The 22,802-nt window shown below is 63.5% G+C and carries 21 protein-coding genes; 11 read left to right on the top strand and 10 right to left on the bottom strand.

Annotated features, from left to right (window positions below; genetic code table 11):
* Positions 1 to 13 precede the first annotated feature (13 nt).
* Both AC3WOG_RS20790 and AC3WOG_RS20785 read left to right on the top strand, forming a co-directional pair.
* Complete coding sequence (locus AC3WOG_RS20790) at positions 14 to 1,030, top strand: chemotaxis response regulator protein-glutamate methylesterase (protein WP_492579667.1); 1,017 nt, start codon at positions 14 to 16, stop codon at positions 1,028 to 1,030.
* A 62-nt stretch (positions 1,031 to 1,092) separates the two neighbouring features.
* Entirely contained in the window at positions 1,093 to 2,205 is a 1,113-nt protein-coding gene (locus AC3WOG_RS20785) for a diguanylate cyclase (protein ID WP_492579666.1), read from the top strand.
* An 87-nt stretch (positions 2,206 to 2,292) separates the two neighbouring features.
* On the opposite strand, the gene mdeB is transcribed toward AC3WOG_RS20785, so the two are convergent.
* Positions 2,293 to 5,025, bottom strand: a complete 2,733-nt coding sequence (gene mdeB / locus AC3WOG_RS20780) for an alpha-ketoglutarate dehydrogenase (protein WP_492579665.1) — start codon at positions 5,023 to 5,025, stop codon at positions 2,293 to 2,295.
* A 152-nt stretch (positions 5,026 to 5,177) separates the two neighbouring features.
* Between mdeB and AC3WOG_RS20775 the strand changes: the two genes are divergently transcribed.
* Positions 5,178 to 5,705 (top strand): Lrp/AsnC family transcriptional regulator, encoded by a 528-nt coding sequence (locus AC3WOG_RS20775; protein WP_492579664.1) that lies wholly within the window; start codon positions 5,178 to 5,180, stop codon positions 5,703 to 5,705.
* On the opposite strand, the gene AC3WOG_RS20770 is transcribed toward AC3WOG_RS20775, so the two are convergent.
* Complete coding sequence (locus tag AC3WOG_RS20770) at positions 5,702 to 6,514, bottom strand: SDR family NAD(P)-dependent oxidoreductase (protein ID WP_492579663.1); 813 nt, start codon at positions 6,512 to 6,514, stop codon at positions 5,702 to 5,704. The two genes, AC3WOG_RS20775 and AC3WOG_RS20770, sit on opposite strands and share 4 nt — an antisense overlap.
* 180 nt (positions 6,515 to 6,694) lie before the next feature.
* Between AC3WOG_RS20770 and AC3WOG_RS20765 the strand changes: the two genes are divergently transcribed.
* The gene (locus AC3WOG_RS20765) at positions 6,695 to 7,630 is read left to right on the top strand and encodes a GlxA family transcriptional regulator (protein ID WP_492579662.1); all 936 of its coding nucleotides are present in this window, start codon (positions 6,695 to 6,697) and stop codon (positions 7,628 to 7,630) included.
* 71 nt (positions 7,631 to 7,701) lie between these two features.
* Entirely contained in the window at positions 7,702 to 8,127 is a 426-nt protein-coding gene (locus AC3WOG_RS20760; protein ID WP_492579852.1) for an HIT family protein, read from the top strand.
* 57 nt (positions 8,128 to 8,184) lie between these two features.
* On the opposite strand, the gene AC3WOG_RS20755 is transcribed toward AC3WOG_RS20760, so the two are convergent.
* Both AC3WOG_RS20755 and AC3WOG_RS20750 read right to left on the bottom strand, forming a co-directional pair.
* Positions 8,185 to 8,388: a hypothetical protein gene (locus AC3WOG_RS20755; RefSeq protein ID WP_492579661.1), complete on the bottom strand. Its 204-nt coding sequence runs from the start codon at positions 8,386 to 8,388 to the stop codon at positions 8,185 to 8,187.
* A gap of 192 nt (positions 8,389 to 8,580) precedes the next feature.
* Entirely contained in the window at positions 8,581 to 8,760 is a 180-nt protein-coding gene (locus AC3WOG_RS20750; RefSeq protein WP_492579660.1) for a hypothetical protein, read from the bottom strand.
* 264 nt (positions 8,761 to 9,024) lie between these two features.
* Here AC3WOG_RS20750 and speG point away from each other — a divergent pair, with 264 nt between their 5' ends.
* Entirely contained in the window at positions 9,025 to 9,567 is a 543-nt protein-coding gene (gene speG, locus AC3WOG_RS20745; RefSeq protein WP_492579659.1) for a spermidine N1-acetyltransferase, read from the top strand.
* 454 nt (positions 9,568 to 10,021) lie between these two features.
* Complete coding sequence (gene sap1, locus AC3WOG_RS20740) at positions 10,022 to 10,360, top strand: surface attachment protein Sap1 (protein ID WP_492579658.1); 339 nt, start codon at positions 10,022 to 10,024, stop codon at positions 10,358 to 10,360.
* Between the two features lie 249 nt (positions 10,361 to 10,609).
* On the opposite strand, the gene AC3WOG_RS20735 is transcribed toward sap1, so the two are convergent.
* The 5 genes from AC3WOG_RS20735 to AC3WOG_RS20715 form a co-directional block, all read right to left on the bottom strand.
* Positions 10,610 to 12,343, bottom strand: a complete 1,734-nt coding sequence (locus AC3WOG_RS20735) for an IlvD/Edd family dehydratase (protein WP_492579657.1) — start codon at positions 12,341 to 12,343, stop codon at positions 10,610 to 10,612.
* 53 nt (positions 12,344 to 12,396) lie between these two features.
* Positions 12,397 to 13,401, bottom strand: coding sequence for an L-arabinose ABC transporter permease AraH (araH, locus tag AC3WOG_RS20730; RefSeq protein WP_341313804.1), 1,005 nt, complete (start codon positions 13,399 to 13,401; stop codon positions 12,397 to 12,399).
* A 41-nt stretch (positions 13,402 to 13,442) separates the two neighbouring features.
* The gene (gene araG, locus AC3WOG_RS20725; protein ID WP_492579656.1) at positions 13,443 to 14,981 is read right to left on the bottom strand and encodes an L-arabinose ABC transporter ATP-binding protein AraG; all 1,539 of its coding nucleotides are present in this window, start codon (positions 14,979 to 14,981) and stop codon (positions 13,443 to 13,445) included.
* Between the two features lie 85 nt (positions 14,982 to 15,066).
* Entirely contained in the window at positions 15,067 to 16,071 is a 1,005-nt protein-coding gene (locus AC3WOG_RS20720; protein WP_492579655.1) for an arabinose ABC transporter substrate-binding protein, read from the bottom strand.
* Positions 16,072 to 16,186: 115 nt separating this feature from the next.
* On the bottom strand, positions 16,187 to 17,635 hold the full coding sequence (locus AC3WOG_RS20715; protein WP_492579654.1) for an aldehyde dehydrogenase family protein: 1,449 nt from the start codon (positions 17,633 to 17,635) through the stop codon (positions 16,187 to 16,189).
* Between the two features lie 166 nt (positions 17,636 to 17,801).
* Here AC3WOG_RS20715 and AC3WOG_RS20710 point away from each other — a divergent pair, with 166 nt between their 5' ends.
* Positions 17,802 to 18,779, top strand: coding sequence for a LysR family transcriptional regulator (locus AC3WOG_RS20710; protein WP_492579653.1), 978 nt, complete (start codon positions 17,802 to 17,804; stop codon positions 18,777 to 18,779).
* A 232-nt stretch (positions 18,780 to 19,011) separates the two neighbouring features.
* Positions 19,012 to 19,566, top strand: coding sequence for a YaeQ family protein (locus tag AC3WOG_RS20705; RefSeq protein ID WP_492579851.1), 555 nt, complete (start codon positions 19,012 to 19,014; stop codon positions 19,564 to 19,566).
* Between the two features lie 75 nt (positions 19,567 to 19,641).
* Here AC3WOG_RS20705 and AC3WOG_RS20700 read toward each other — a convergent pair whose 3' ends face one another.
* Positions 19,642 to 20,067 carry a VOC family protein gene (locus AC3WOG_RS20700; RefSeq protein ID WP_492579652.1) on the bottom strand — a complete coding sequence of 142 codons (426 nt, stop codon included), beginning with the start codon at positions 20,065 to 20,067 and terminating at the stop codon, positions 19,642 to 19,644.
* Positions 20,068 to 20,500: 433 nt separating this feature from the next.
* Here AC3WOG_RS20700 and ada point away from each other — a divergent pair, with 433 nt between their 5' ends.
* Positions 20,501 to 21,661: a bifunctional DNA-binding transcriptional regulator/O6-methylguanine-DNA methyltransferase Ada gene (gene ada / locus AC3WOG_RS20695; protein WP_492579651.1), complete on the top strand. Its 1,161-nt coding sequence runs from the start codon at positions 20,501 to 20,503 to the stop codon at positions 21,659 to 21,661.
* The gene (locus tag AC3WOG_RS20690; RefSeq protein ID WP_492579650.1) at positions 21,658 to 22,575 is read left to right on the top strand and encodes a DNA-3-methyladenine glycosylase family protein; all 918 of its coding nucleotides are present in this window, start codon (positions 21,658 to 21,660) and stop codon (positions 22,573 to 22,575) included. The genes ada and AC3WOG_RS20690 overlap by 4 nt, the downstream gene beginning before the upstream one ends.
* Positions 22,576 to 22,802 lie beyond the last annotated feature (227 nt).

Here is a 22,802-nt window from a genome sequence, read left to right as displayed (position 1 = left end):
ACGGGTAAAACGGATGAAAATCGGAATCGTCAATGACTTGCCGCTTGCTGTCGAGGCGCTGCGCCGCGCGCTCGCGGCGCGCCACGACTACGAAGTGCTGTGGGTCGCGCAGGACGGCCAGCAAGCGGTCGATTTCTGCACCGCGCAGCGGCCCGACATCGTGCTGATGGACCTCGTGATGCCGAACGTGGACGGCGTCGAGGCCACCCGTCGCATCATGGCGCGCGCGCCTTGCGCGATCCTGATCGTGACCGTCGACGTGGGCGCGAACGCGTGGCGCGTCTACGAAGCGATGGGCGCGGGCGCGCTCGACGCGGTCGATACGCCGTCGCTGAGCGGCCCGGACGCACACAAGAGCATCGCCACGCTGATCGCGAAGATCGATTGCATCGATGCTTTGGTCAAGGAGCGCAATGCGCCCGGCACCGCGGCCGCGTCGAGCCCTAAGAGCGAAACACGTCGCGACACGCCGCTGGTCGCGATCGGCGCGTCCGCGGGCGGCCCGTCTGCACTGGCCACGTTGCTCGCCGGATTGCCGAAGGATTTCGCGGCGGCCATCGTTATCGTGCAGCACGTCGACGCGGCGTTTGCCGCCGGCATGGCCGACTGGCTGAATCAGCAGTCGGCGCTGCCGGTGCGGATCGCGCGCGAAGGCGACCGGCCGCAAGCGGGCGTCGTGCTGCTCGCCGCCACCGACGATCACCTTCACCTGAAGCTGCCCAACGTGCTCGGCTATACCCGTGTGCCGGAAGAGACGCCTTACCGGCCTTCCGTCGACGTGTTCTTTCATAGCGTGGTCGCGCGCTGGCCGGCGCGGGCGATCGGCCTGCTGCTGACCGGCATGGGCCGCGACGGCGCGATCGGACTCAAGGCGATGCGCACCAAGGGCTATCACACGATCGCCCAGGACGAGGCGACCTGCGCCGTCTACGGTATGCCGAAGGCGGCTGCGGCGCTCGACGCGGCCGCCGCGATCCTGCCGTTGCCACGTATTGCCGCGGCGCTGGTAACCGCGGTCGCCGCGCAATAGCCGCGTTCACGCCTACATTGAGCGCCGCTTCGATTCACTGACATTCATTCTGGCTGACCATCATGGACACTCGCAAACCGCACCAGGACGCCACCGCGCCGGACCTCGCAGAAGACGCCGCGACCGCGCCAGCGCACGCGCACGCGGTGGACGCGCCGAATCACGCAGTCGACGCGTTGGCCCGCATCCTCGCCAATCCGCCCGCGGCCGAGTGCCCGATCATGGTGTTGCTGGTCGACGATCAGGCGATCATCGCCGAGGCGATCCGTCAGGCGCTGGCCGGCGAACCGAGCGTCGATTTCCACTACTGCGCGTCGCCCGAAGAGGCGGTGCACTGTGCCGAGGAAACCCGTGCAACGGTGATCCTGCAAGATCTCGTCATGCCGGGCACCGACGGCCTCACGCTCGTGCGGCAATACCGGCAGAATCCGGCCACGCGCGATATTCCGATCATCGTGTTGTCGACCAAGGAACAGCCGCTCGTGAAAAGCGCGGCGTTCGCCGCCGGCGCCAACGACTATCTGGTGAAGCTGCCGGATCGCATCGAGTTGATCGCGCGGATTCGCTATCACTCGCGCTCGTATCTGAACCTCCTGCAACGCGACGAGGCGTATAAGGCGCTGCGCCAGTCGCAACAGCAATTGCTCGCGACAAATCTGGAATTGCAGCGGCTCACGCATTCGGACGGCTTGACGGGCTTGTCGAATCGCCGTTACCTAGATCAGTATCTGGCCGCCGAGTGGCGTCGCGGCACGCGCGATCAGGCCGGCCTCGGCTTTCTGATGATCGATGTGGATAACTTCAAGGCGTACAACGACACCTACGGACACGTGGCCGGCGACGAAGTCCTCAAGCGTATCGCGCGCACTGTCGAGTCCTGCCTCGGACGCTCGTCGGATCTCGCGGCGCGATTTGGTGGTGAAGAGTTTGCGATCGTGGTGCCGGGTACATCGTCGGGCGGATTGCGTTTGCTGGCCGAAAAGATCCGCCTCGCGATCGAGGCGCTGCAGATTCCGCATGCGGGATCGGCGAGCGGCGTCGTGACGATCAGCATCGGCGCGGCGATAATCGTGCCGTCCGCGTCCGACCCCGTGACGACGCTTATCGAAGCTGCCGACGTCGGGCTGTATCGTGCGAAGCGGGACGGGAAGAATCAGGTGGCGGTGAGCGATTGACCCGGTGCACGCGCAGTTGCAGCGCCGCTGGATCGCAACGCGCCCGGGCATCTCGCCGGGCGCGTTTTCATTTGAAGCGGCGTTGCTTCAGCATTGCCATGAAGCGGCGCCCACGGGCATCTCGCCGCGATATTTCTTGCGCGCTTCGGCGAGCACGTTGGCCTCGAGCGCGCCCTCGTCCATCAGTGCCTTCAACGCCGCGATCACGATCGCCGTGCGGTCCACTTCGAAGAACTCGCGCAACGCCTGACGCGTGTCGCTGCGGCCGAAGCCATCGGTGCCGAGCGTCACGTAGCGGCGCGGCACATAGGCGCGAATCAGTTCGGGCACCGCGCGGACATAGTCGGTCGCGGCGATCACCGGGCCTTTGGACGCCTCGAGCGCTTTCGTCACATACGGCGCTTCCGTCGTCTCGCCGTGGCGCGCAAGGTGTTCCGACGTCATACCGTCGCGCTGCAACTCGGTGAAGCTGGTCACGCTCCACACGGCGGCTTCGATCTGCCAGTCGTCCTTCAGCATCTGCTGCGCTGCGATGACTTCGCCGAGAATCGCGCCCGCGCCGAGCAGTTGCACTTGCGAAGACGCCGCCTGATTAGCCAGCGGATAAATGCCCTTCAGGATGCCTTCGCGCGCCGCGTCCAGATCGCCGCCGGGCGCCGAAGGCTGCGCGTAGTTCTCATTCATCACCGTCACGTAATAGAACACGTCGCGCTGTTGTTCGACCATCTCGCGCATGCCCTCGGCGACGATCGCGGCGACTTCATACGCGAACGCCGGATCGTACGCGCGGCAGTTCGGAATCGTCGATGCCGCCAGATGGCTCGTGCCGTCCTGATGCTGCAAACCCTCTCCGCCAAGCGTCGTCTTGCCCGAGGTCGCGCCGATCAGGAACCCTCTTGCGCGTTGATCCGCAGCGGCCCAGATCAGATCGCCGATGCGCTGGAAGCCGAACATCGAGTAGTAGATGTAGAACGGCAGCATCGGCAGGTTGTGCACGCTGTACGAGGTCGCCGCCGCAATCCACGACGACACCGCGCCCGCCTCCGAAATCCCTTCCTCGAGAATCTGCCCTTTAGTGTCCTCGCGGTAGTACAGCATCGAACCGAGGTCCTCCGGCTCGTACAACTGCCCGAGCGGCGAATAAATACCGACCTGACGGAACATGTTCGCCATGCCGAAGGTGCGTGCCTCATCGGCGACGATCGGCACCACGCGCGGGCCCACTTCGTTGTCCTTGAGCAGCGCGGTCAGCATCCGGACCAGCGCCATCGTCGTGGACATTTCGCGGCCGTTCGAATCCAGCGCGAATTGCCCCCAGGAGGACCTCGGCGGGACGATCAGCCCCTTCGATGCAACTCTCCGCCTTCTGGGCAGATAGCCTCCCAGGGCAGCCCGGCGAGCATGCAGGTATTGCATCTCCGGGCTGTCGTCCGCTGGCTTGTAAAACTTCACCTGTTCGACGTCCTCATCCGTGAGCGGCAGGCGGAAGCGGTCGCGAAACGCCTTGAGGTTGTCGAAGCCGAGTTTCTTTTGCTGATGCGTGGTCATCCGGCCCTGGCCCGAGGCGCCCATGCCGAAACCCTTCATTGTCTTCGCGAGAATCACCGTCGGCTGGCCGCGATGCGCGAGCGCCTTCGCATACGCCGCATGCAGCTTGCGCACGTCGTGGCCGCCGCGGCGCAGGCGGTCGATGTCGTCGTCGGAGAGCTGCGCGGCGAGCGCCGCGAGCGCCGGGTTCTGGCCGAAGAAGCGTTCGCGGTTGTACGCGCCGTCGTTCGCCGAGAAAGTCTGGAACTGCCCGTCGACGGTGTGCGCGAACGCGCGCAGCAACGCGCCGGTGCGGTCGCGTGAAAACAGCGCGTCCCAGTCCGAACCCCAGATCACCTTGATCACGTTCCAGCCGGCGCCGATGAAATGCGCCTCGAGTTCGTCGATGATGCGGCCGTTGCTGCGCACCGGACCATCCAATCGTTGCAGATTGCAGTTGATCACGAACACGAGGTTATCGAGCCCCTCGCGGGCGGCCAGCGACAACGCGCCGGTCGATTCCGGCTCGTCCATCTCGCCGTCGCCAAAGAAGCCCCACACCTTGCGCCCGTCCGTCTCCGCGAGGCCGCGGTTGGCGAGGTAGCGCATGAAGCGCGCCTGGTAAATCGCGTTGATCGGGCCGATGCCCATCGAGCCGGTCGGGAACTGCCAGAAGTCCGGCATGAGCCACGGATGCGGATACGAGCACAGCCCTGGCCCGGCAATCTCGCGGCGGTAGTGTTGCAGGTGCTGCTCGCCCAAAAATCCTTCGAGATAGGCCCGTGCATAGACGCCCGGCGACGAATGCGGCTGGAAGTAGACGAGATCGCCCGTGCCCTCCTCTCTGCCCGGCGCCGCAGCCCGGAAGAAATGGTTGAAGCCGACCTCGAACAGATCTGCCGCCGACGCATAGCTCGCGATATGGCCGCCGAGTTCGCCGTATGCCTGGTTTGCGCGCACCACCATCGCCAGCGCATTCCAGCGCAGCGCGGCGGCGAGGCGCTCTTCGAGTTCGAGATTGCCCGGATAACGCGGCTGCTGCTCGAGCGGGATCGTGTTCTGGTACGGCGTGACATTGGTCCGCGCCGATTCCACGCCGAGCGACAGCGCATGCGCTGCAAGCTTGTCGAACAGGAACTGCGCGCGATCGCGGCCGACGTGCGCGACCACTGCATCGAGCGCCTCCAGCCATTCGGTGGTTTCCTGCGGGTCGGTGTCGTCACGTTCCGCACCTTCCATGTGTTGAGCATTCAGAGACCGCACCTGGTCGCTACCGCTGGACAAATCCGTCATGGCACCACTCCCACAAGGAGGCGTTCGGCTCGACATCGAGTGAAATAATGGTACCCATCCGTCCGCAAAATGAGCGTCTCATTTGCTTGTGATCTCGCGCTGGGATAGGCTATTTATTCCGAATTTCGCACCCATCACGGAATATTTCATCTATGACCACGCCACCCAGACGGCTCGACCGCACCGACATCGGCATCCTGAGCCAGTTGCAGCAGAACGCGCGCATTACCAACGCGGATCTGGCGCGCTCGGTGAATCTGTCGCCGACGCCCTGCTTCAATCGCGTGCGCGCGCTCGAAAAACTCGGCCTGTTCAAGCAGCAGGTCACGTTGCTGAACCCGGAGCCGCTCGGGCTGCGCATCAACGTGTTCATTCAGGTGAGTCTGGAGAAGCAGGTGGAAGACGCGCTGCAGCGTTTCGAGCAGGCGATTGCGGAGCGCCCCGAGGTGATGGAGTGCTACCTGATGACGGGTGACGCCGACTATCTCTTGCGCGTCGTGATGCCGGACATGCAGACGCTGGAGCGCTTCATCGTCGATCATCTGACGAAGATTCCGGGCATTTCGAACATCCGCTCCAGCTTTGCCTTGAAACAGGTGCGCTACAAAACGGCGCTGCCGCTGCCGTCGTCGGGACTGACGCTGGTCGATCCCGACGACGTCGCGACCGACTGGCGTTAAACCGCCGTTGAAGCACGCGTATAGCGTTGGGCCGGCACCTTGTGCGAGAGGTTCGGTTGCAGTTGCAGGCGTGCGCTGTTGAAGCGCTCCCAATCGGCCACGTCCGGCAGCGACGGGATCGTCACCAGTTCACCTTGATCGAGGGCCACGAGCGCGGCGTCCACCATATCCTCGGCGCTCATCACGATCTGCGCGGGCAGATGCTCGACCGCGAGGCCGGCACGGTCCCAGAACGCGGTGCTGGTGGCGCCGGGCAGCACGGCTTGCAATTGCACGCCCTTGCCGCCGACTTCATGATGCAGCGACTGCGTCAGATTCAACACGTAGGCTTTGGTGCCGCTATAGGTGCCGTTCAGCGTCTCCGGCGACAGCGCGACGATCGACGAGATATTGATCACGATACCGTTCGCCCGCTCGACGAAGCCCGGTACCGCCGCCGCGGTGAGACGCGTAAGGGCCGTCACGTTCAGCTCGATCATCTTGTCGAGTTCGTCGACGTCCGAGTCGATCAGCGACGCCGTCGCGCCGACGCCCGCGTTGTTGACCAGCATCGTGATACTGCTATCCGTGCGCAGGCGCTCTTCGATGCGGCGCGTGTCGGCCTTGACGGTCAGATCGGCAGCGACGATATCGACGTGTCGGCCGGTCTCACGGGTGAGGCGCTCCGCCACGGCGGTCAGGCCTTTTACGTTGCGCGCCACCAGAATCAGGTCGTAGCCGCGCCGCGCGAGGCGGTCCGCGTAAACGGCGCCGATGCCGGACGATGCGCCCGTGATCAATGCCGTGCCTTTGTTTGCTTGCGTTGCCATGGAAACTCTCCTTGCGGGCGGTAGGCGTTGACGCTTGCGCCCTGATCGTTGAATGGGAAAACCGATGACTCCCCGCAGCCGCCGCTTTGCTCGAGGCGATCTTGCGGTGTTGACGAGCGAAGTCTAGACGCGTAGCCTGTTGTCTCAAATGTCGTATTTCCCTCGTTTTAGGACATCGCGATGAAACGTATCGGCGTGGTGGTTTTCCCCGGCTTCCAGATCCTCGATATGGTCGCGATCTCCGTCTTCGAGCTGGCGAACATGGAAGCGCCGCAGCCGGAGTACGAGGTGGAAGTCATCTCCGAGCACGGCGGGCTGGTGCGCAGTTCGTCCGGCGCGCAGATCGCGACGCAGCCGTTCGGCGATCCGTCGTACGACACGGTGGTCGTCACGGGTGCGCTGCTGATCGAGCCGTCATCGCCGGGGTTGCTGGCCTTTCTGGGCGAGGCGCTGGCCGCCTCCCGCCGCACGACCAGCATCTGCACCGGCGCCTTCGTGCTGGCCGAAGCGGGCATTCTCGACGGCCGGCACGCCACGACCCACTGGCGCTTCGCCCGCGAATTGCAGCAGCGCTTTCCCGAGGTGCGTATGGATGAAGACCGCATCTTTATCGTCGACGGATCGGTGTGGACGTCGGCCGGCATGACCGCGTGTATCGATCTGTGTCTGGCGCTCGTCGAAAACGATCTTGGCGTCGACGTCTCGCGCGCGATCGCCAGGAAAATGGTGGTCTATCACCGGCGCGCCGGCGGACAATCGCAGTTCTCGGCCATGCTCGATCTGGAACCCAAATCCGATCGGATACAGGACGCGCTCTCGTACGCCAGGACTCATTTACGCGAGCCGCTGACGGTCGAACAGCTCGCCGACGTCGCGCATCTGAGTCCGCGCCAGTTCAGCCGCGCCTTTCGCGATGAGACGCGGCAGTCGCCGGCAAAGGCCATCGAGGCGCTGCGCGTGGAAGCCGCGCGCTCGATGCTCGAAGCCGGCCGTCATTCGATGGAAGCGGTTGCCGCCGAAACCGGCTTTATCGATACCGAACGGATGCGGCGCGCGTTTCTGCGTGCGTTCGGCCAGCCGCCGCAAGCGATCAAACGGGCGGCGCGCGCGTTGTAACAGATGTGGTGGACAATACCGGCGAGAGCGGCAAAACCCTGATTCGTACCGGCAACCAGAGAGGACGCGTGATGAACTACGACGACAGCAATCCCTTCGCAAGGATTCTGCGTGGCGAACTACCCTGCATCAAAGTCGCGGAAACCGACGCGGCGCTCGCCTTCATGGACCTGATGCCGCAAGCCGACGGTCACGTGCTGGTCGTGCCGAAGGAGGCGGTGGTGGAGATTTTCGAGCTGTCGGACGCGTCGGTGGTCGCTTGCATGCGTATGACGCAGAAGCTGGCCATCGCCCTGCGCGCGGCCTTGCGCCCGGACGGCATGTTCATCGGACAGTTCAACGGCGGCGCCGCGGGACAAACCGTGCCGCACGTGCATTTTCACGTGATCCCCCGCTGGGAGGGAGAGCCGTTGCGCATGCACGCACGCGACGTCGCCGATGCCGCCACGCTCGAAGCGCTCGCCAAACGCATTCGCGAGCATTGGCGCGCGGACTGAGCGAGGCTCAGGCAGTGGCGCGCGCAAAAAAACCCCGCGTACAGCGGGTCGGGTCAATCACCGGTGGTATGGCGTCGGACGGTGATGCGGCGGGCGATGGTGATGATGGTGATACGGCACGCGGCGGCAATGCTTCACCAGACGGCCATGCACCCACACGCGCTTGCACACCACACGCGAACGCGAATGCGCCTCGGCGGTCGCCGGCACGAAAGCCGTGGTGGTGGCCGCCAGCAGCATCAATGAAATCAATTTGCGCACGAAACCTCCTGTTCGACGGGTCGCTATTTTAAGACGGCCGGTCGAAGATGTGCAGTTCAGGCACATAGGAAGGCGCAATAAGATCAAGCGCCGCGCGTTACAGCGTTTCGCGGCGCTGGGCAACATCGGGGAAAGGACGAGTCGGCAAATGCCATGCTGAAGGCATAACGTAGCGAACCGCGCCGCAACGGCTCAAGGACGATTCCGCATGCGACGCAACGGATGCCGCCAGTCAATACGGTGAGGCCGTACATCCATGTGTCGCAACTCCTGCTGATGCCTATGCTCTTGCCACAATTCGTCGGAGAAAAGGAACGCGACGATCACGAGCGGCACGACCAGAAACGCGCCCAGTATCAGTTGCTCGATCATGGTGGCCTCCGATCGCAAGTGCATGATTTCATTGTAGAGCAGCATGCGTACCCACACGGTGTCACACCGCCCATAATTTCGCGATAACCCGCCTGCAACAATGCGACGCCCTGCCCTCGCCGAATCCGCGCGCCGTCTCGCTCTTTGCAAAATCGCGCTGCTGCGGCTGCATGCGTTGCAAGAACTCCCTGCGCTGCGGCCGGACTAACAGAAACGCGCGCCTCGGCTCGCCTATTCAAACGAATAAGTCTCAAGGGGAATCCAATGACTACCGAACGCAGCAACGACCTCACGTTGCGCCCGCTCGAGCGAACCGATCTGCGGTTCGTCCACGAAGTGAACAACAACGCGAAAATCATGCGTTACTGGTTCGAAGAGCCATACGAAACGTTCTCCGAATTGACCCAACTGTACGACCAGCACGTGCACGATCAACGCGAACGGCGCTTCGTCGCCATCGATAACGCCGGTGAAACCATTGGCGTTGTAGAGCTGATCGAACTGGACTACATCCACCGGCGCGGTGAGTTCCAGATCATCATCGCGCCGCATGCACAGGGCCGCGGTTACGCCACCCTCGCCACCCGGCTCGCGATCGACTACGCGTTTTCAGTGCTGAATCTGCGCAAGATCTATCTGATCGTCGATACGTCGAACACGGCCGCCATCCATGTCTATGAGAAGTGCGGTTTCAAGCATGAGGCCGAGCTGATCGAAGAGTTTTTTGGCAATGGCCGGTATCACAACGCCTTGCGCATGTGCATGTTTCAGTCCGAGTTCTTCGCGACCCATCAGCGCGGCGATTGAGCCGCTGTCTCGCACGGCGCGCGCCGGCGCGTCGCCCGTGCGCGCCCGGTTGGCAGGCCTGGCACCGTTTATCTTCTGCACGTACACCGTTATTTCGCGATTTTTCTTTAGTCGGTTGAATGACTTTGTGTGCAATGCACCAAGTCCAGGCGTTAATTGTATTAATTCGCTTAATTGGCGCTGCGCGTTTACGCGAATACGAACCGCAAAGCTTTACTGGTTAAAGCGGTGCGCCCTGCCCATCTTTTAGTTATCCGTTTCAATCCTGCGTCTTTAAGACTTTGCCCGCCGGTTAACGAGGTGCGGCGGCGGGTGCGACAATTCGCCGCTGTTGCGACCGCACACAAGATGTGCTTGTCGTTCGCTCGCGTTCTTCTAAAGTGCAACATGCGGGTTCGACGTTAAAGTTAAATACATAGCTAACCTGAGTAATAAACCCGCACCGGAGGAACATATGAAATCGCGAATTGCCCTTCTTTTCGCCATTGCGGGTTTGGCTGCCGCATCCGTTCAAGCGCAAGACGTTGTCGTCAAGCCGCAGCAAACCATCCAGTTCAAGGCGAATGCGTATGGCTGCCTGTCGAAGGATAAGCTCGACGCCGCCGATCAGCATGCGCAAGCCGGTGAACAGCAAAAGATGCAGGAATTCTTCTCCGGATACCAGTGCATTTCAACGCCGGAAAATTCGAGTTTCCGCGTGGTCCGCGTGGTTGGGCATGACGTCGAATTCGTGAATGCCGCTAATAGCGATACGCAAGGCCTCTGGGCTAACGATCGATTCATCAAGCAATAAGCGCCCGCGCTCCGGTGAAACGCCGGACGCGGTTCGTTCTGTCAATCCTCTGACTTTAAAAGCCGGAGGCGGTGAATCTGTGAGTAATAAATCGGCTGGGCGGATTGCCCGGCCGTTTTTATTGGTGGCTCCGGCCTGATTGCTGAAGCGCATTAAAAAAACCGATGCGGATTGTCGGTCCGCATCGGCAGCACGCCTTCTCGCAAAGCGCAGGAACAACCGTCAAACGGTCAAACGGTCAAACGTCGATCAATGCGAATCGCGCGGCACCGGCGCGCCGCTCGATCCCACCAGGAAGTCGAGATCCGCGCCTTGATCCGCTTGCAGCACGTGTTCGACGTAGAGCTTGTAGTAGCCGCGCTTCGGCGGTTCCGGCGGCTGCCAAGCGGCGCGGCGGCGCGCCAGTTCGGCGTCGGAGACATCCAGATGCAGGCGCCGTACTTCGACGTCGAGCTCGATCATGTCGCCAGTCTGCACGAACGCGAGCGGCCCGCCTGCCGCCGCTTCCGGCGACACGTGCAACACCACCGCGCCGTATGCCGTGCCGCTCATGCGTCCGTCGGAAATGCGCACCATGTCCGTAATGCCCTTTTGCAGCACCTTCTTCGGCAGCGGCATGTTGCCGACTTCGGCAAAGCCCGGATAGCCCTTCGGCCCCGCGCCCTTGAGCACCATGATGCAGTGCTCGTCGATCTCGAGCGACTCGTCGTCGATCTTCGCGTGCAATTCCTCGATGTTCTCGAACACCACCGCGCGTCCGCGATGCTTCAGCAGATGCGCTGTGGCCGCCGACGGCTTGATCACCGCGCCGTTCGGCGCCAGGTTGCCCTTCAGCACCGCAATGCCCGCCTTCGGCTTGAATGGCTCCGCGAAAGTCGTGATGACCTTCTCGTCATGGTTCGGCGCGTTGCGCACGTTGTCCCAAATCGTCTTGCCGTTGACGGTCAGCGCTTCGCGATGCAGCAGCCCTTGCTCGCCGAGTTGCTTGAGCACGGCCGGCAGACCACCCGCGTAGTAAAAGTCCTCCATCAAATATTCACCTGACGGCTGCAGATTCACCAGACACGGCACGTTCGATCCCAGCTCCCAATCTTCCAGCGAAAGTTCGACGCCGATCCGCTTAGCCAGCGCGATCAGATGGACGACCGCGTTGGTCGAGCCGCCGATCGCCGCATTCGTGCGGATCGCGTTTTCGAACGCCTGGCGCGTGAGGATCTTGTCCATCGTCAGATCCTCGCGAACCATCTCGACGATGCGCCGTCCAGCGAGATGCGCGAGCACTTGCCGGCGTGCATCGACGGCGGGGATCGCCGCGTTGTGCGGCAAGCCCATGCCGAGCGATTCGACCATCGAGGCCATCGTCGATGCCGTGCCCATGGTCATGCAATGGCCGCGCGAGCGGTTCATGCACGACTCGGCTTCGGTGAATTCCTCCTGCGTCATCGAGCCGGCGCGTACTTCCTCCGACATTTGCCAGACGCCCGTACCTGAGCCGATATGTTTGCCGCGAAAACGACCGTTCAGCATCGGCCCGCCCGACACCGCGAGCGACGGCAGATTGCACGAGGCCGCGCCCATCAGCAGCGCCGGCGTGGTCTTGTCGCAGCCGACCAGCAGAATCACGCCGTCCATCGGATTGCCGCGAATCGACTCCTCGACATCCATCGACGCGAGGTTGCGAAACAGCATCGCGGTTGGCCGTAGATTGGTCTCGCCGAGCGACATCACCGGAAACTCCAACGGCAAGCCACCCGCTTCGTGCACGCCTTTTTTCACGTACTCGGCGAGCTCGCGAAAATGCGCGTTGCACGGCGTCAGTTCGGACCACGTATTGCAGATGCCGATCACCGGACGCCCGTCGAATTCGTCGTGCGGAATGCCCTGGTTTTTCATCCACGAGCGATGCAGAAAGCCGTCGCGGTCCTTGAGGCCGAACCACGCCTGGCTGCGCAGCGGCTTTTTAGTCTGGTTCGAATCAGCCATGAAATCTCCTGTTGGCAAACATCTAGAGGGGGGCGCCTAGCCCCGGGCGCGCGTCAGTGCACGCGCTTGCTGCGGCGGTACTGATCGAACAGCACCGCGAGCAGCAGAATCCCGCCGCGAATCAGGTATTGATAGAAGGTCGGCACATTCATCAGACTCATGGCGTCCTGCACGGAGCCCATGATCAGCACGCCGACCAGCACACCGGAAATCGTCGCGACGCCGCCCGTCAACGATACGCCACCGAGCACGCATGCGGAAATCACGCCGAGTTCGAGCCCGACCGACGTTTTCGGGTCGCCCAGACTCATCCGCGAGGCAAGCATCACGCCGGCAAAGCCGGTGACGAGCCCTTGCAATACGAACACTGTGATCTTGATGCGCGTGACCGGCAAGCCCGCGAGCAACGCCGCCTCGCTATTGCCGCCGACAGCGAGCACGTTCTTGCCGAACACGGTTTTCTTCAGCAGAAAACCGAACAGTACGAAGCCGACGATGTTGCTCCAGATCGGATACGAAATGCCGAGGAACGCGCCGCCGCCGAGGTCGAAGAAACGCTCTTCGGAGATCATTACCGCATCGCCGTTCGACGTGATGAACGCGAGGCCGCGCACGACCTCCATCATCGCGAGCGTGACGATCAGCGAGTTGATCTTGTAGCGCGCGACCAGTACGCCGTTCACGAGCCCGACCGCGCCGCCCGCGAGCACACCGGCTGCCACGCCGAGCAGCACGCTGTGCGTCGCGGTAATCAAGGTGGAGGCGACCACGCCCGCGAACGCAACGATCGACGCGACCGACAAATCCACTTCGCCCAGCGCAAGCACGAACATCATCGTCACGGAGATCGAGCCGATTAGCGTGACGGACAGCAGCAAGCCCTGGATATTTCGCGAACTCAGGAAATCGGGCACGGTGAACGATAAAGCCGCGAACAGGATGATGAACACCATCACGATGCCGGACTTGTTGATCAGATCCCACGTGCGCGCCGCGCGTGCGCCTAGACCCGCGGAGGCGACGGCTGGAGTAGAGGAGTCGGTGGAAGGTGTGTGCATGATGTCTATTCCGTTTTCAATGGCGCGATTCAGTTGGCGGCTTAGCGAGGCAGGGCGAGTTTGATCAATGCGTCGGGCGTGGCCTGCGCCTTCGGCAGGTCGCCGACGACACAGCCTTCCTTCATCACGATCACGCGATCCGCGACGCCGATCACTTCCGCCAGATCGCTCGACACGACGATCACGGTGCGGCCCGCTTCGGCAAGCCCATACAGCAAGCCGTAAATCTCGCTGCGCGCGCCGACGTCGATGCCGCGCGTGGGTTCATCCATCAGGAACACGTCGATGTCTTCGGCGAGCCAGCGCGACAGAATCACCTTCTGCTGATTGCCGCCGGAGAGCGTGCCGATCGGCGTCTCGCCGTTACGTGTCTTGATCGCGAGCTTGCCGATGAACTCTCTGGCCGTTTGCGCTTCCTTGCGGCCGTTGAGCACGTTGAAGCGGCTGAAGTGACGGCGGCAACTGATGTTGAGGTTGTCCGAGACGGAGGCGATCGACACGATGCCTTCCTGCTTGCGATCTTCCGGACACAACGCGACGCCCGCGCGGACCGCATCGCGCGGCGTGGTGAAACGCACGCGCTTACCCTTGAGCGTGATCTCGCCTGCGGTCGGTTTCTCGGCGCCATAGATCAGCTTCATCAACTCGGAACGGCCGGCGCCGACCAGTCCGAAGAAGCCGAGAATTTCACCTTTACGTGCCGCAAAAGTAGCCGGTTCGCGCAGGCCGCGTCCCATCAAACCTTTGACGTCGAGTTGCACGTCGCCGATATCGCGCGAGCGGTAGCCGTACACGTCGGCGATCGAACGGCCCACCATGCAGCTGATCAATCGATCGCGATCGAGTCCGGTACCTGCGTCGAACGTATCGATGCGGCGGCCGTCGCGAAACACCGTCACGCGATCGCACAGTTCGTAGACCTCATCCATTCGATGCGTGACGTAGACGATCGCGCGGCCCTCGGCCTTCAGCGCACGAATGATCCGGAACAACTGCGCGGTTTCACGCGACGACAAGGAACTGGTCGGCTCATCGAATGCAATCACGCGTGCATCGCGCATCAGCGCCTTGCCGATTTCGATCATTTGCCGCTGACCGATCGACAGATTCTTGACCTGCTGCGCCGGATCGATCTTTTCACCGAGCCGTTCGAGTTCGCGAACAGCCCGTGCAACCAGCGCTTTTTCGTCCAGCACGCCGAAACGATTGGGCAGGGCGCCGAGCATCAGGTTTTCCGCGACTGTCAGCTCCGGCACCAGATGCAGTTCCTGATAGATGATCGCGACGCCCGCCGCGATGGCCGCCTTGGTGGTGATGAACTGCTGCTCGACGCCGTCGAGCGACAAGGTGCCCGCGGCCGGCTGATTCACACCGGATAGCACCTTGAGCAGCGTCGATTTGCCGGCGCCGTTTTCGCCCATCAAGCCGTGCACTTCGCCGCGGCGCACGTCGAGCGACACCTGATCGAGCGCGAGTACGCCAGGAAAGCGCACGGTGATGCCGTCGAGTTGCAGATATGGCTCGGCGGGCGAGGGCGCTTGCGCGGAAAGCGCCGCTTCGTCAGTGTGGGAAACCGTCATCGAAAGCCTCTAGCTGGGGACAACCTGTGCGGGCCGATTTCGCGTAAGCGCGATTCGGCCCGCCACGTGCAGACTCGAATCCCGCTTAAATTCCGAGCTCTTTACGCACGTCCTGCCAATTGCCGCGCACCATCAGCTTGCCGGTGGTCTGCGTATCGGCGGGCGGCTGCTTGCCGTCCTTGATCCACCCGACGAGGTTCTCCGTGCTCTCCTTGCCGTGCATCGTCGAGCTCACGGCGATCGTGCCGTAGAAGCCCGTCGGTTCCTTCTTCTGGAATTCGGCGAAGGCCTCGCCCGCACCGTTGATGCCGACGCCGATCACGTCCGTCGCCGGAATGTGCAGTTGCTCAGTGGCGCGCACGCCGCCCAGCACGCTTTCCTCGTTGAGCGCGAAGACCACCCACTTCTTGATGTTCGGATGCTGCGCCAGCACCGGCGACGACGCGTTGAAACCGCCTTCGTCGTCGGTGGTCTTTTGCGGCGCGTCGAAGATGTTTTCCTTCTTGAAGCCGCCGGCGAGCAGCGTTTGCGTGGCGCCGTCGGTGCGCAATTTCGCGGTCGGCAATTCGTAGTTCGTGATGCGCAGCGCGCCGACTTCTTCCGGCTTCCAGCCGCGGCGCTTCATTTCATCGGAGATCGCCGTGCCGACCTGATTGCCGATCTTGAACGCGGACATGCCAAGGTGCGGGACGTTCGGCAGCGGCTTGCCGGTCGAGTCGACCAGTTGATCGTCGACGGTGACGAACTTCATGTTGTAGCGCTTCGCGCGCGCCTGAATCGCCGGTCCGAGGCGCACGTCGGGCGCGCAGATCACGAAGCCTTTGGCGCCTTGTGCGCCGAGGTTATCGATTGCCGCCAGCACTTTTTCGCCGTCCGGCGTGCCGATGTTGACCACCGAGAAGCCGTCCTTCTGGCCGAGCGCGGTGGCCGCTTTCTGTTCGTTGATGAACCAGGCCTGCTCCGGCATCTTCACGAGGAAGCCGACTTTGAGCGGCTGATCGGCACGCGCGGAAAGTTGCGCGGCAAAGGGTGCGGCGAGGGCGGCGGCGGCCATCGCGGATAGGGTCAAACGGCGAAGCTTGCTGGTCATCTCTGTCTCCTGAGGTTGAAAAGCTGCATTGATTTCGTTTAGTAGCAGCGGGGTCATGCGCGCCGGCGTCAGCCGGGTCGTGGATAGGCGCTCGGATGCGCGAATGTCATATCGATCAGCCCGCGACGTAGGCCGTTTTCACGGCCGTCCAGAACGCCGTGTCGGTTGCGCCGTAGGCCGATGCTTTGCGGCCGCCGGCGGGCGCGTGATGCTCGACGGCGGTGGTCGGCAGGTTGATCGTCACAAGGCCGCTATGCACGTGGCGCCGGAAATGCCGCGCGCGGGCAAGCGAGCGCGTGCAGATGCCGGCACATAGGCCGTAGGCGGTGTCGTTGGCGAGATGCAACGCGTGGTCGTAATCGTCGGCGCTCAGCACGACGGCAAGCGGCCCGAAAATTTCTTCGCGCGCGATGCGGTGCTCGGGTTCACCGATGAACAGCGCGGGTTCGAAAAAGTAGCCGCGCGTCGCGCGTTCCAACTGCCGGCCGCCGCGCAGCCATTGCGCGCCCTCCTGTTGACCGATGCGCACGTAGTCGAGATTGCGCTCCAGCTGCGCGGCGTTCGCGACCGGGCCGATATCGGTGCCGTGCTTCAACGCGTGATCGACGGTTAGCCTGGCGAGCTTCGCCTGCAACGCATCCACGAACGGCTCGAACACCGCGCGTTCGACAATCAATCGCGACGCTGCGGTGCTGCGTTGGCCAGTCGAGCCATATGCGCCGCTCAAGGCGGCCTCGATGGCGCCGTCGAAGTCGGCATCGGCGAGCACCACAAACGGATTCTTGCCGCCCATTTCCAGCTGCACGCGCGCCTGCCGGGCGGCGGCGGCTTGCAGAACCCGCGTGCCGGTTTCCGCCGAACCGGTGAAGCTGATCGCCGCTACCAGCGGATGCGCCGCAATCCGCGCGCCGACCTGCCGGCCGCTGCCCATCACGAGATTGAACACGCCTGCGGGCATTCCGGCGCGGCTGATGATCGTCGCCAGCGCCGCCGCGCATCCAGGCGCCGATTCGGCCGGCTTGAAGACGACGCAATTGCCGTGGGCGAGGGCGGCGCCGATCTTCGCCGCAGGGGTCGCCAGCGGCGCGCTCCACGGCGCGATGATGCCGACCACGCCGAGCGGCTCGCGCGTCACGTCGATTTCGACGCCGGCGCGCGCCGAGGCCATCGGCTCGGCGAACGCGCGCAACGCCTCGGTGGCGAAAAACTTGAAGATCTGGCCGGCGCGCGTCGCTTCGGCCAAGGCTTCCGGCAAGGTCTTGCCGACTTCACGCGCCAGCAACCGGCCCAGCTCGTCGCGGCGCGCCAGCATCTCGCTGCCGATCGCATCGAGCGCATCCGCGCGGCGCTGCACCGAACCCAGCGACCATTCACGGAACGCCGCGCTCGCCGCTTCGATGGCGGTATCGGTCTGCCGCGCATCGGCGCGCACATAGTCGCCGACCGGTTCGTCGAGGTCCGATGGATTGAGCGACACGCCGGTGGTCGCGCCCGTCTCCCAGCCGCCGTTGATGTAGTGGCGGAACGGACTTGCAACGAGAGGGACGAGCGGATCGCGATTCATCGAAAGCAGGAGGCCACATGAGGAAGCTCGGAAAGTTCACGAATGGTATGAGCCGCCCCAATAACTTTCCAATCCCTTTTTGGGCCATCGCGATATCAATTCCGGTATGGCATGATGAGGCCTTCGCCCCGACAGACGGCTTCGAGGCGCTTTATGGAGACAGGCCATGACCCGCAGCTACTCGAACTGGTTCGTGCGCGCGCGGCTGAAGACGCGGCAGTTGCTGTTGCTCGCGGCGATGGAAGAGGAGGGCAACGTCCGGCGCGCGGCCGACGTGCTCGGCATGACGCAGCCCGCCGCCTCACGCCTTCTGAAAGAGCTGGAAGACATGCTGGAGGTGAGCCTGTTCGACCGCACGCCGCACGGCATGCACGCTACGCTGTACGGCGAAGTGATGATCCGCCACGCGCGCATGGTGCTGTCGAACCTGAGCCACGCGCACGACGAAATTTCGGCCTTGCGCGCCGGTCTGGCGGGCCAGGTGCGCATCGGCGTGATTGCCGCCGCCGCCGCGACGATGGTGCCGCGCGCGATCGCCAGCGTGAAAGAGCGCTATCCGCAGTTGCAAATCTGGGCGGAGGTGGAAACCTCCGACGTGATGCTGCCCCTGATCGCCGAGGGCGAACTGGATATCATGGTCGGTCGCGTATTGGAGCGGCAAAATCAGTTCAAAACCGAAGTTCGCTATGAACCGCTCGCCGACGAACCGCTGTGCGTGGTCGCGCGTCCCGGCCATCCTCTCGAAAATGAGACAGGTTTGACACTGCGGGCAATCGTCAACGCGAGCTGGGTTTTGCATCCGCCAGGCAGTGTTTTGCGCCATCGCTTCGATCTGATGTTTTCGCAAATCGGGCTGAATCCGCCGCAAAACGTGGTCAATACCAACAATTTTCTGGCGATTTCGAGCTTGCTGCTACAAAGCGACATGCTGGCGGTTTTGCCCGACGAAGTGGCGCGTCAATACCAACAGTACGGTGTTCTGAAGCGGATGCCGATCGATTTACCGTGCAGGATGGATACATTCGGTATCATCACGCGCCAGTCCCACCTGCTTTCGCCGGCGGCCTCCGTGGTGCTCGAAGCCTTGCGGGAAGCCGCTGCAGAGGTGTACGGCACCTCCTTCGAGCCGGCAGTGGCGCGGTAAATGCTTCTCCCGTTGCAGAAAGCAGCCGGTAGCGCCGTCAGAATGCGAAATCCAGACGGCGCGCCGCGGCCCGTGGGCCGTATTCTCCGCTGCGATTCGAACCACAGCGGGGCGCCGGCGTTCGGCGCGGGAGGAGCAAGCGATGTACAAACAACACGGTAAGCGGCAACGAGCCGTCGACGATTCTTTTTCTGTTCGCTCCGGTGGAGCGAACGCCTGGTATAGCAACGGCATGGCTCTCAAATCGACGATTTACAAGGCGGAACTCCAGATCGCCAACATGGACCGGCACTACTACGCCGACCATTCGCTGACGATCGCCCGCCATCCCTCCGAAACGGACGAGCGCATGATGGTGCGCGTCGCCGCGTTTGCGCTGTTCGCGCAGGAACGCCTCGAATTCTGCAAAGGTTTGTCGGATGTCGACGAACCGGACCTGTGGCAGAAGGATCTGACCGGCGCAATCGAAACCTGGATCGAAGTCGGCCAGCCCGACGAACGGCGCATCGCCAAAGCGAGCGGCCGCGCGAACGAAGTGATCGTGATCGCCTACGGCGGCCGCGCCTCGGACATCTGGTGGCAAGGCGTGAAGAACAAGGTCGAACGCATGCGCAATGTGACGGTGTGGACGCTCGGTGAAGACGTCGCCGCCGCGCTCGGCTCGCTCGCCGAACGGACCATGCGTCTGCAATGCACCGTGCAGGACGGCGAAGCATGGCTCGGCAGCGCCGAGGCGGACGCGGTGCAGATCAAATGGACGGTGTTGAAGGCGCCGGCCAACGCTTGATAACGCCAGGTGCGTTTGCTGGTTGCGCTTGACCCCTACGTTTGAGCGTCGTCCGCAACGGCTGCGGGGCGTTCGTTAGAGCGAAGTCACACGCGCCGCTTCCGGCGGCCCTTTCAGCTCGACCATATTGCCCTCCGGATCGAACAGATACAGCGACGGCCCAAAGCCGTCCGCGCCGTAGCGCAGCGCCGTTTCGCCAAGCCGCGCGCCGTGTTCGGTCAGATGCGCCTTGAGCGCGTCGGCGTCGAACGGTTCGATCCGCAAACACACGTGATCCATGTTGCGTCCCGCGCCGGGCGTGCCGTTTTCGGCATGGTCGAGTTTTGCGCCGACCTGCAACAGGTCGATCAACGAGCGCCCGGCGCGCAATTGCGTCAAGCCCAGATCGCGCTGCTCCTTCTCGACGCTGCAACCGAGCACGTCGCAATAGAAGCGCGACATCCGCTCGACGTCCGCAGCCCGAATGACGATGTGATCGATCTCACGAATGTGGATTTTCATCTCGAACGCCTCCTGGATAGTTCGCTGGACGGGTGAATAGCCAGTGTAGGAGGAAAGGGAGGGCGCCGCCGTGACAGCGGCGTGTGATCGGCCGTGAATCACCCGCAAAGGGGCAGATCAGGAGGGGCAGACGAAAGATGCGGACGAAAACGCGGACGAAAAAAAGCCCGCTCTATGTGGAGCGGGCTGAATCCATATCAGGAGGAGACATGGAGGAGACAAGTACTAATATACACATCGGCTTGGTGCGACGCAATAACTTTTTAAGGGAAAACCCGATATCGCGCCAAATTGTCGCACTTTGCAGTGAAACGAGCGCCTGGTGGCACTTCCAGCCTACGAGGAAGCGCAATGACAGAGCAAGAACCGGAGCGTAGTGTGTCGGCATGCGGCCTACATTGGTGAGCATCGACACAGTCATTCCGGGACCATCATGAACCGCACCGACCACACCGCCACCACCGGTTGGACCAGCGACGCCGACCGCTGGGACGCCGTCACCCGCCGCGACCCGCAGGCCGACGGCGCGTTCTTCTACGGCGTCAAAACCACCGGCGTGTTCTGCCGTCCGTCGTGCGCGTCGCGCCAGCCGCGCCGTGAAAACGTCGATTTCTTCGTCGACGCAGACGCTGCGCGCGCCGCGGGTTACCGCGATTGCAAGCGCTGCCAGCCCGGCGGCCTGCCGCGCGAACTGGAGATCGTGAATCGCGCCTGCGCCGCGCTGGACGCCGATCCGCAACAACGCCTCACGCTCGCGCAGCTGAGCGACGCTGTGCATATCAGCCCGTTTCACTTGCAGCGTCTGTTCAAACGCGTGGTGGGCGTATCGCCGCGTCAGTATCAGGCCGCGCAGCGGGGCGCCGCGTTGCGCGATGCGCTCCAGCGCGGCTCGGACGTCACCCGCGCCACGCTCGACGCCGGCTTCGGCTCACCGTCGCGGATGTACGACAGCGCGTCGGCCGAATTGGGCATGGCGCCGTCCGCGTTTCGCCGCAAGGGCGCCGGATTGACCGTGCGCTACGCCAGCGCGCCGACCCCGCTCGGCTTCGTGCTGATTGCCGCCACCGACAAAGGCATCTGCAAGATCGGTTTCGGTGACGATGCGGCGGCGCTCGCCGACGACCTGCGCAGCGAGTTTGCCAATGCCGAACTGATCGACGATCCGGCGCGGCTTGCACCGTTCATCGCCCAGGTGGACGCCTATTTGCGCGGCACGCGCCAGCACTTCGATCTGCCGCTCGATATCGCCGCAACCGCGTTCCGGCAACGCGTGTGGGACGCGCTGCGGCGCATTCCGTACGGCGAGACGCGCAGCTATTCGGACATCGCCGAAGCCGTCGGTTCACCTCGCGCCGTACGCGCGGTGGCAAGCGCTTGCGCGACGAATCCGGTCGCGCTGGCGATCCCTTGCCATCGCGTGGTGCAGAAGAGCGGGGCGCTGGCGGGCTATCGTTGGGGCCTGCCGCGTAAGGCTGCGTTGCTCGACAACGAAGCGCAGCATGCACACGACGATCACGACGCGGCCGACCGCGAGCGCGAACGCGAGATCGCCACCATTGCCGTCATCACCTCCAACCTGGACCACGCCGCGTGAGCACGCTTGACGACGTCGCAACACTCGAACTGCCGTTCAAACCACCCTTCGACTGGCCCCGGCTGCTGCGCTTTTTCGGCGGACGCGCGACGCCGGGCGTCGAAGCCGTCGAAGACGGCGCCTACCGCCGCGCGATCGATTGGGCCGGCGACAGCGGCACGCTGACGGTGCGCCTGCATCCGCGCAAACGCTGCATCGTCGCGAGCATCGAGGGGCCTGTGAGCCGTCACGCCGACGCGCTCGCCGTGCCGATCGCGAAGATGTTCGACCTGCACGCCGATCCGAAAAAAATCGGTACGGAACTCGCCGCCGACCCGTGGCTCGCGCCATTGATCGAAGCCGTGCCGGGTCTTCGCGTGCCCGGTGCGTGGTCGGGCTTCGAACTGGTGGTGCGCGCGATCGTCGGCCAGCAGGTCAGCGTGAAGGCGGCGACCACCATCATCGGCCGGCTGGTGCAGCGCGCCGGCGAACGCATCGAGGGTCATCCGCACGAGAACACCGCGTGGCGCTTCCCGACACCCGCCGCACTGGCGGCCGTGGATCTGGAGAAGATCGGCATGCCGGGTAAACGCGTAGCCGCGTTGCAAGGCTTCGCGCACGCGGTGGCTTCAGGCGACGTGCCGCTCGACAGCAGCGTGGCCGACGCCACCAGCCTGCGCGCCGCGTTGCTCGCACTGCCTGGCATCGGCCCATGGACGGTCGAGTACGTCGCGATGCGCGCGTGGCGCGACGCCGACGCGTGGCCCGCATGGGACCTCGTGCTGATGCAGGCGATCTGCGCGCGCGACCCGTCGCTCGTGCGGCCCACCCAGCAGCGCACCCGCACCGACGCGTGGCGGCCGTGGCGTGCGTATGCGGCGATGCATCTGTGGAACGAGGTGGCGGACCGGGCGGGAGCCGCGCGCGGCGGGTAAAGGGTCTGTGAGCCTGTGCACGCCGTGCATGCAAGCGGTGTCGTGCGAGGTTGCGCAAGCCGCGCAGCTTGGGGAGAAACTTGGGGAGAAGCGCGGATCGCGCGTCGCGCGTTTGGCAAATAGAGTGACGAGGCACGCGGCGGGCCGATTCGGCCGAAAAATAGACGAGCTGGAGTGCCTCGAAGCGGCCTCAAGCAGCCACCGTGGCGAGATGTTAAAGTGCCCGC

The organism is Paraburkholderia sp. FW306-02-B, from assembly GCF_058782725.1.
The sequence above is the reverse complement of the archived record's forward strand: the minus strand, read 5'-3'. Positions and strand labels throughout refer to the sequence as shown.

What these genes read in the sequence shown, in the direction of transcription:
- AC3WOG_RS20790 (WP_492579667.1), top strand. Translation starts at nt 14, where the DNA reads ATGAAAATCGGAATCGTCAATGACTTGCCGCTTGCTGTCGAGGCGCTG.
- AC3WOG_RS20785 (WP_492579666.1), top strand. Translation starts at nt 1,093, where the DNA reads ATGGACACTCGCAAACCGCACCAGGACGCCACCGCGCCGGACCTCGCA.
- mdeB (WP_492579665.1), bottom strand. Translation starts at nt 5,025, where the DNA reads ATGACGGATTTGTCCAGCGGTAGCGACCAGGTGCGGTCTCTGAATGCT.
- AC3WOG_RS20775 (WP_492579664.1), top strand. Translation starts at nt 5,178, where the DNA reads ATGACCACGCCACCCAGACGGCTCGACCGCACCGACATCGGCATCCTG.
- AC3WOG_RS20770 (WP_492579663.1), bottom strand. Translation starts at nt 6,514, where the DNA reads ATGGCAACGCAAGCAAACAAAGGCACGGCATTGATCACGGGCGCATCG.
- AC3WOG_RS20765 (WP_492579662.1), top strand. Translation starts at nt 6,695, where the DNA reads ATGAAACGTATCGGCGTGGTGGTTTTCCCCGGCTTCCAGATCCTCGAT.
- AC3WOG_RS20760 (WP_492579852.1), top strand. Translation starts at nt 7,702, where the DNA reads ATGAACTACGACGACAGCAATCCCTTCGCAAGGATTCTGCGTGGCGAA.
- AC3WOG_RS20750 (WP_492579660.1), bottom strand. Translation starts at nt 8,760, where the DNA reads ATGATCGAGCAACTGATACTGGGCGCGTTTCTGGTCGTGCCGCTCGTG.
- speG (WP_492579659.1), top strand. Translation starts at nt 9,025, where the DNA reads ATGACTACCGAACGCAGCAACGACCTCACGTTGCGCCCGCTCGAGCGA.
- sap1 (WP_492579658.1), top strand. Translation starts at nt 10,022, where the DNA reads ATGAAATCGCGAATTGCCCTTCTTTTCGCCATTGCGGGTTTGGCTGCC.
- AC3WOG_RS20735 (WP_492579657.1), bottom strand. Translation starts at nt 12,343, where the DNA reads ATGGCTGATTCGAACCAGACTAAAAAGCCGCTGCGCAGCCAGGCGTGG.
- araH (WP_341313804.1), bottom strand. Translation starts at nt 13,401, where the DNA reads ATGCACACACCTTCCACCGACTCCTCTACTCCAGCCGTCGCCTCCGCG.
- araG (WP_492579656.1), bottom strand. Translation starts at nt 14,981, where the DNA reads ATGACGGTTTCCCACACTGACGAAGCGGCGCTTTCCGCGCAAGCGCCC.
- AC3WOG_RS20720 (WP_492579655.1), bottom strand. Translation starts at nt 16,071, where the DNA reads ATGACCAGCAAGCTTCGCCGTTTGACCCTATCCGCGATGGCCGCCGCC.
- AC3WOG_RS20715 (WP_492579654.1), bottom strand. Translation starts at nt 17,635, where the DNA reads ATGAATCGCGATCCGCTCGTCCCTCTCGTTGCAAGTCCGTTCCGCCAC.
- AC3WOG_RS20710 (WP_492579653.1), top strand. Translation starts at nt 17,802, where the DNA reads ATGACCCGCAGCTACTCGAACTGGTTCGTGCGCGCGCGGCTGAAGACG.
- AC3WOG_RS20705 (WP_492579851.1), top strand. Translation starts at nt 19,012, where the DNA reads ATGGCTCTCAAATCGACGATTTACAAGGCGGAACTCCAGATCGCCAAC.
- AC3WOG_RS20700 (WP_492579652.1), bottom strand. Translation starts at nt 20,067, where the DNA reads ATGAAAATCCACATTCGTGAGATCGATCACATCGTCATTCGGGCTGCG.
- ada (WP_492579651.1), top strand. Translation starts at nt 20,501, where the DNA reads ATGAACCGCACCGACCACACCGCCACCACCGGTTGGACCAGCGACGCC.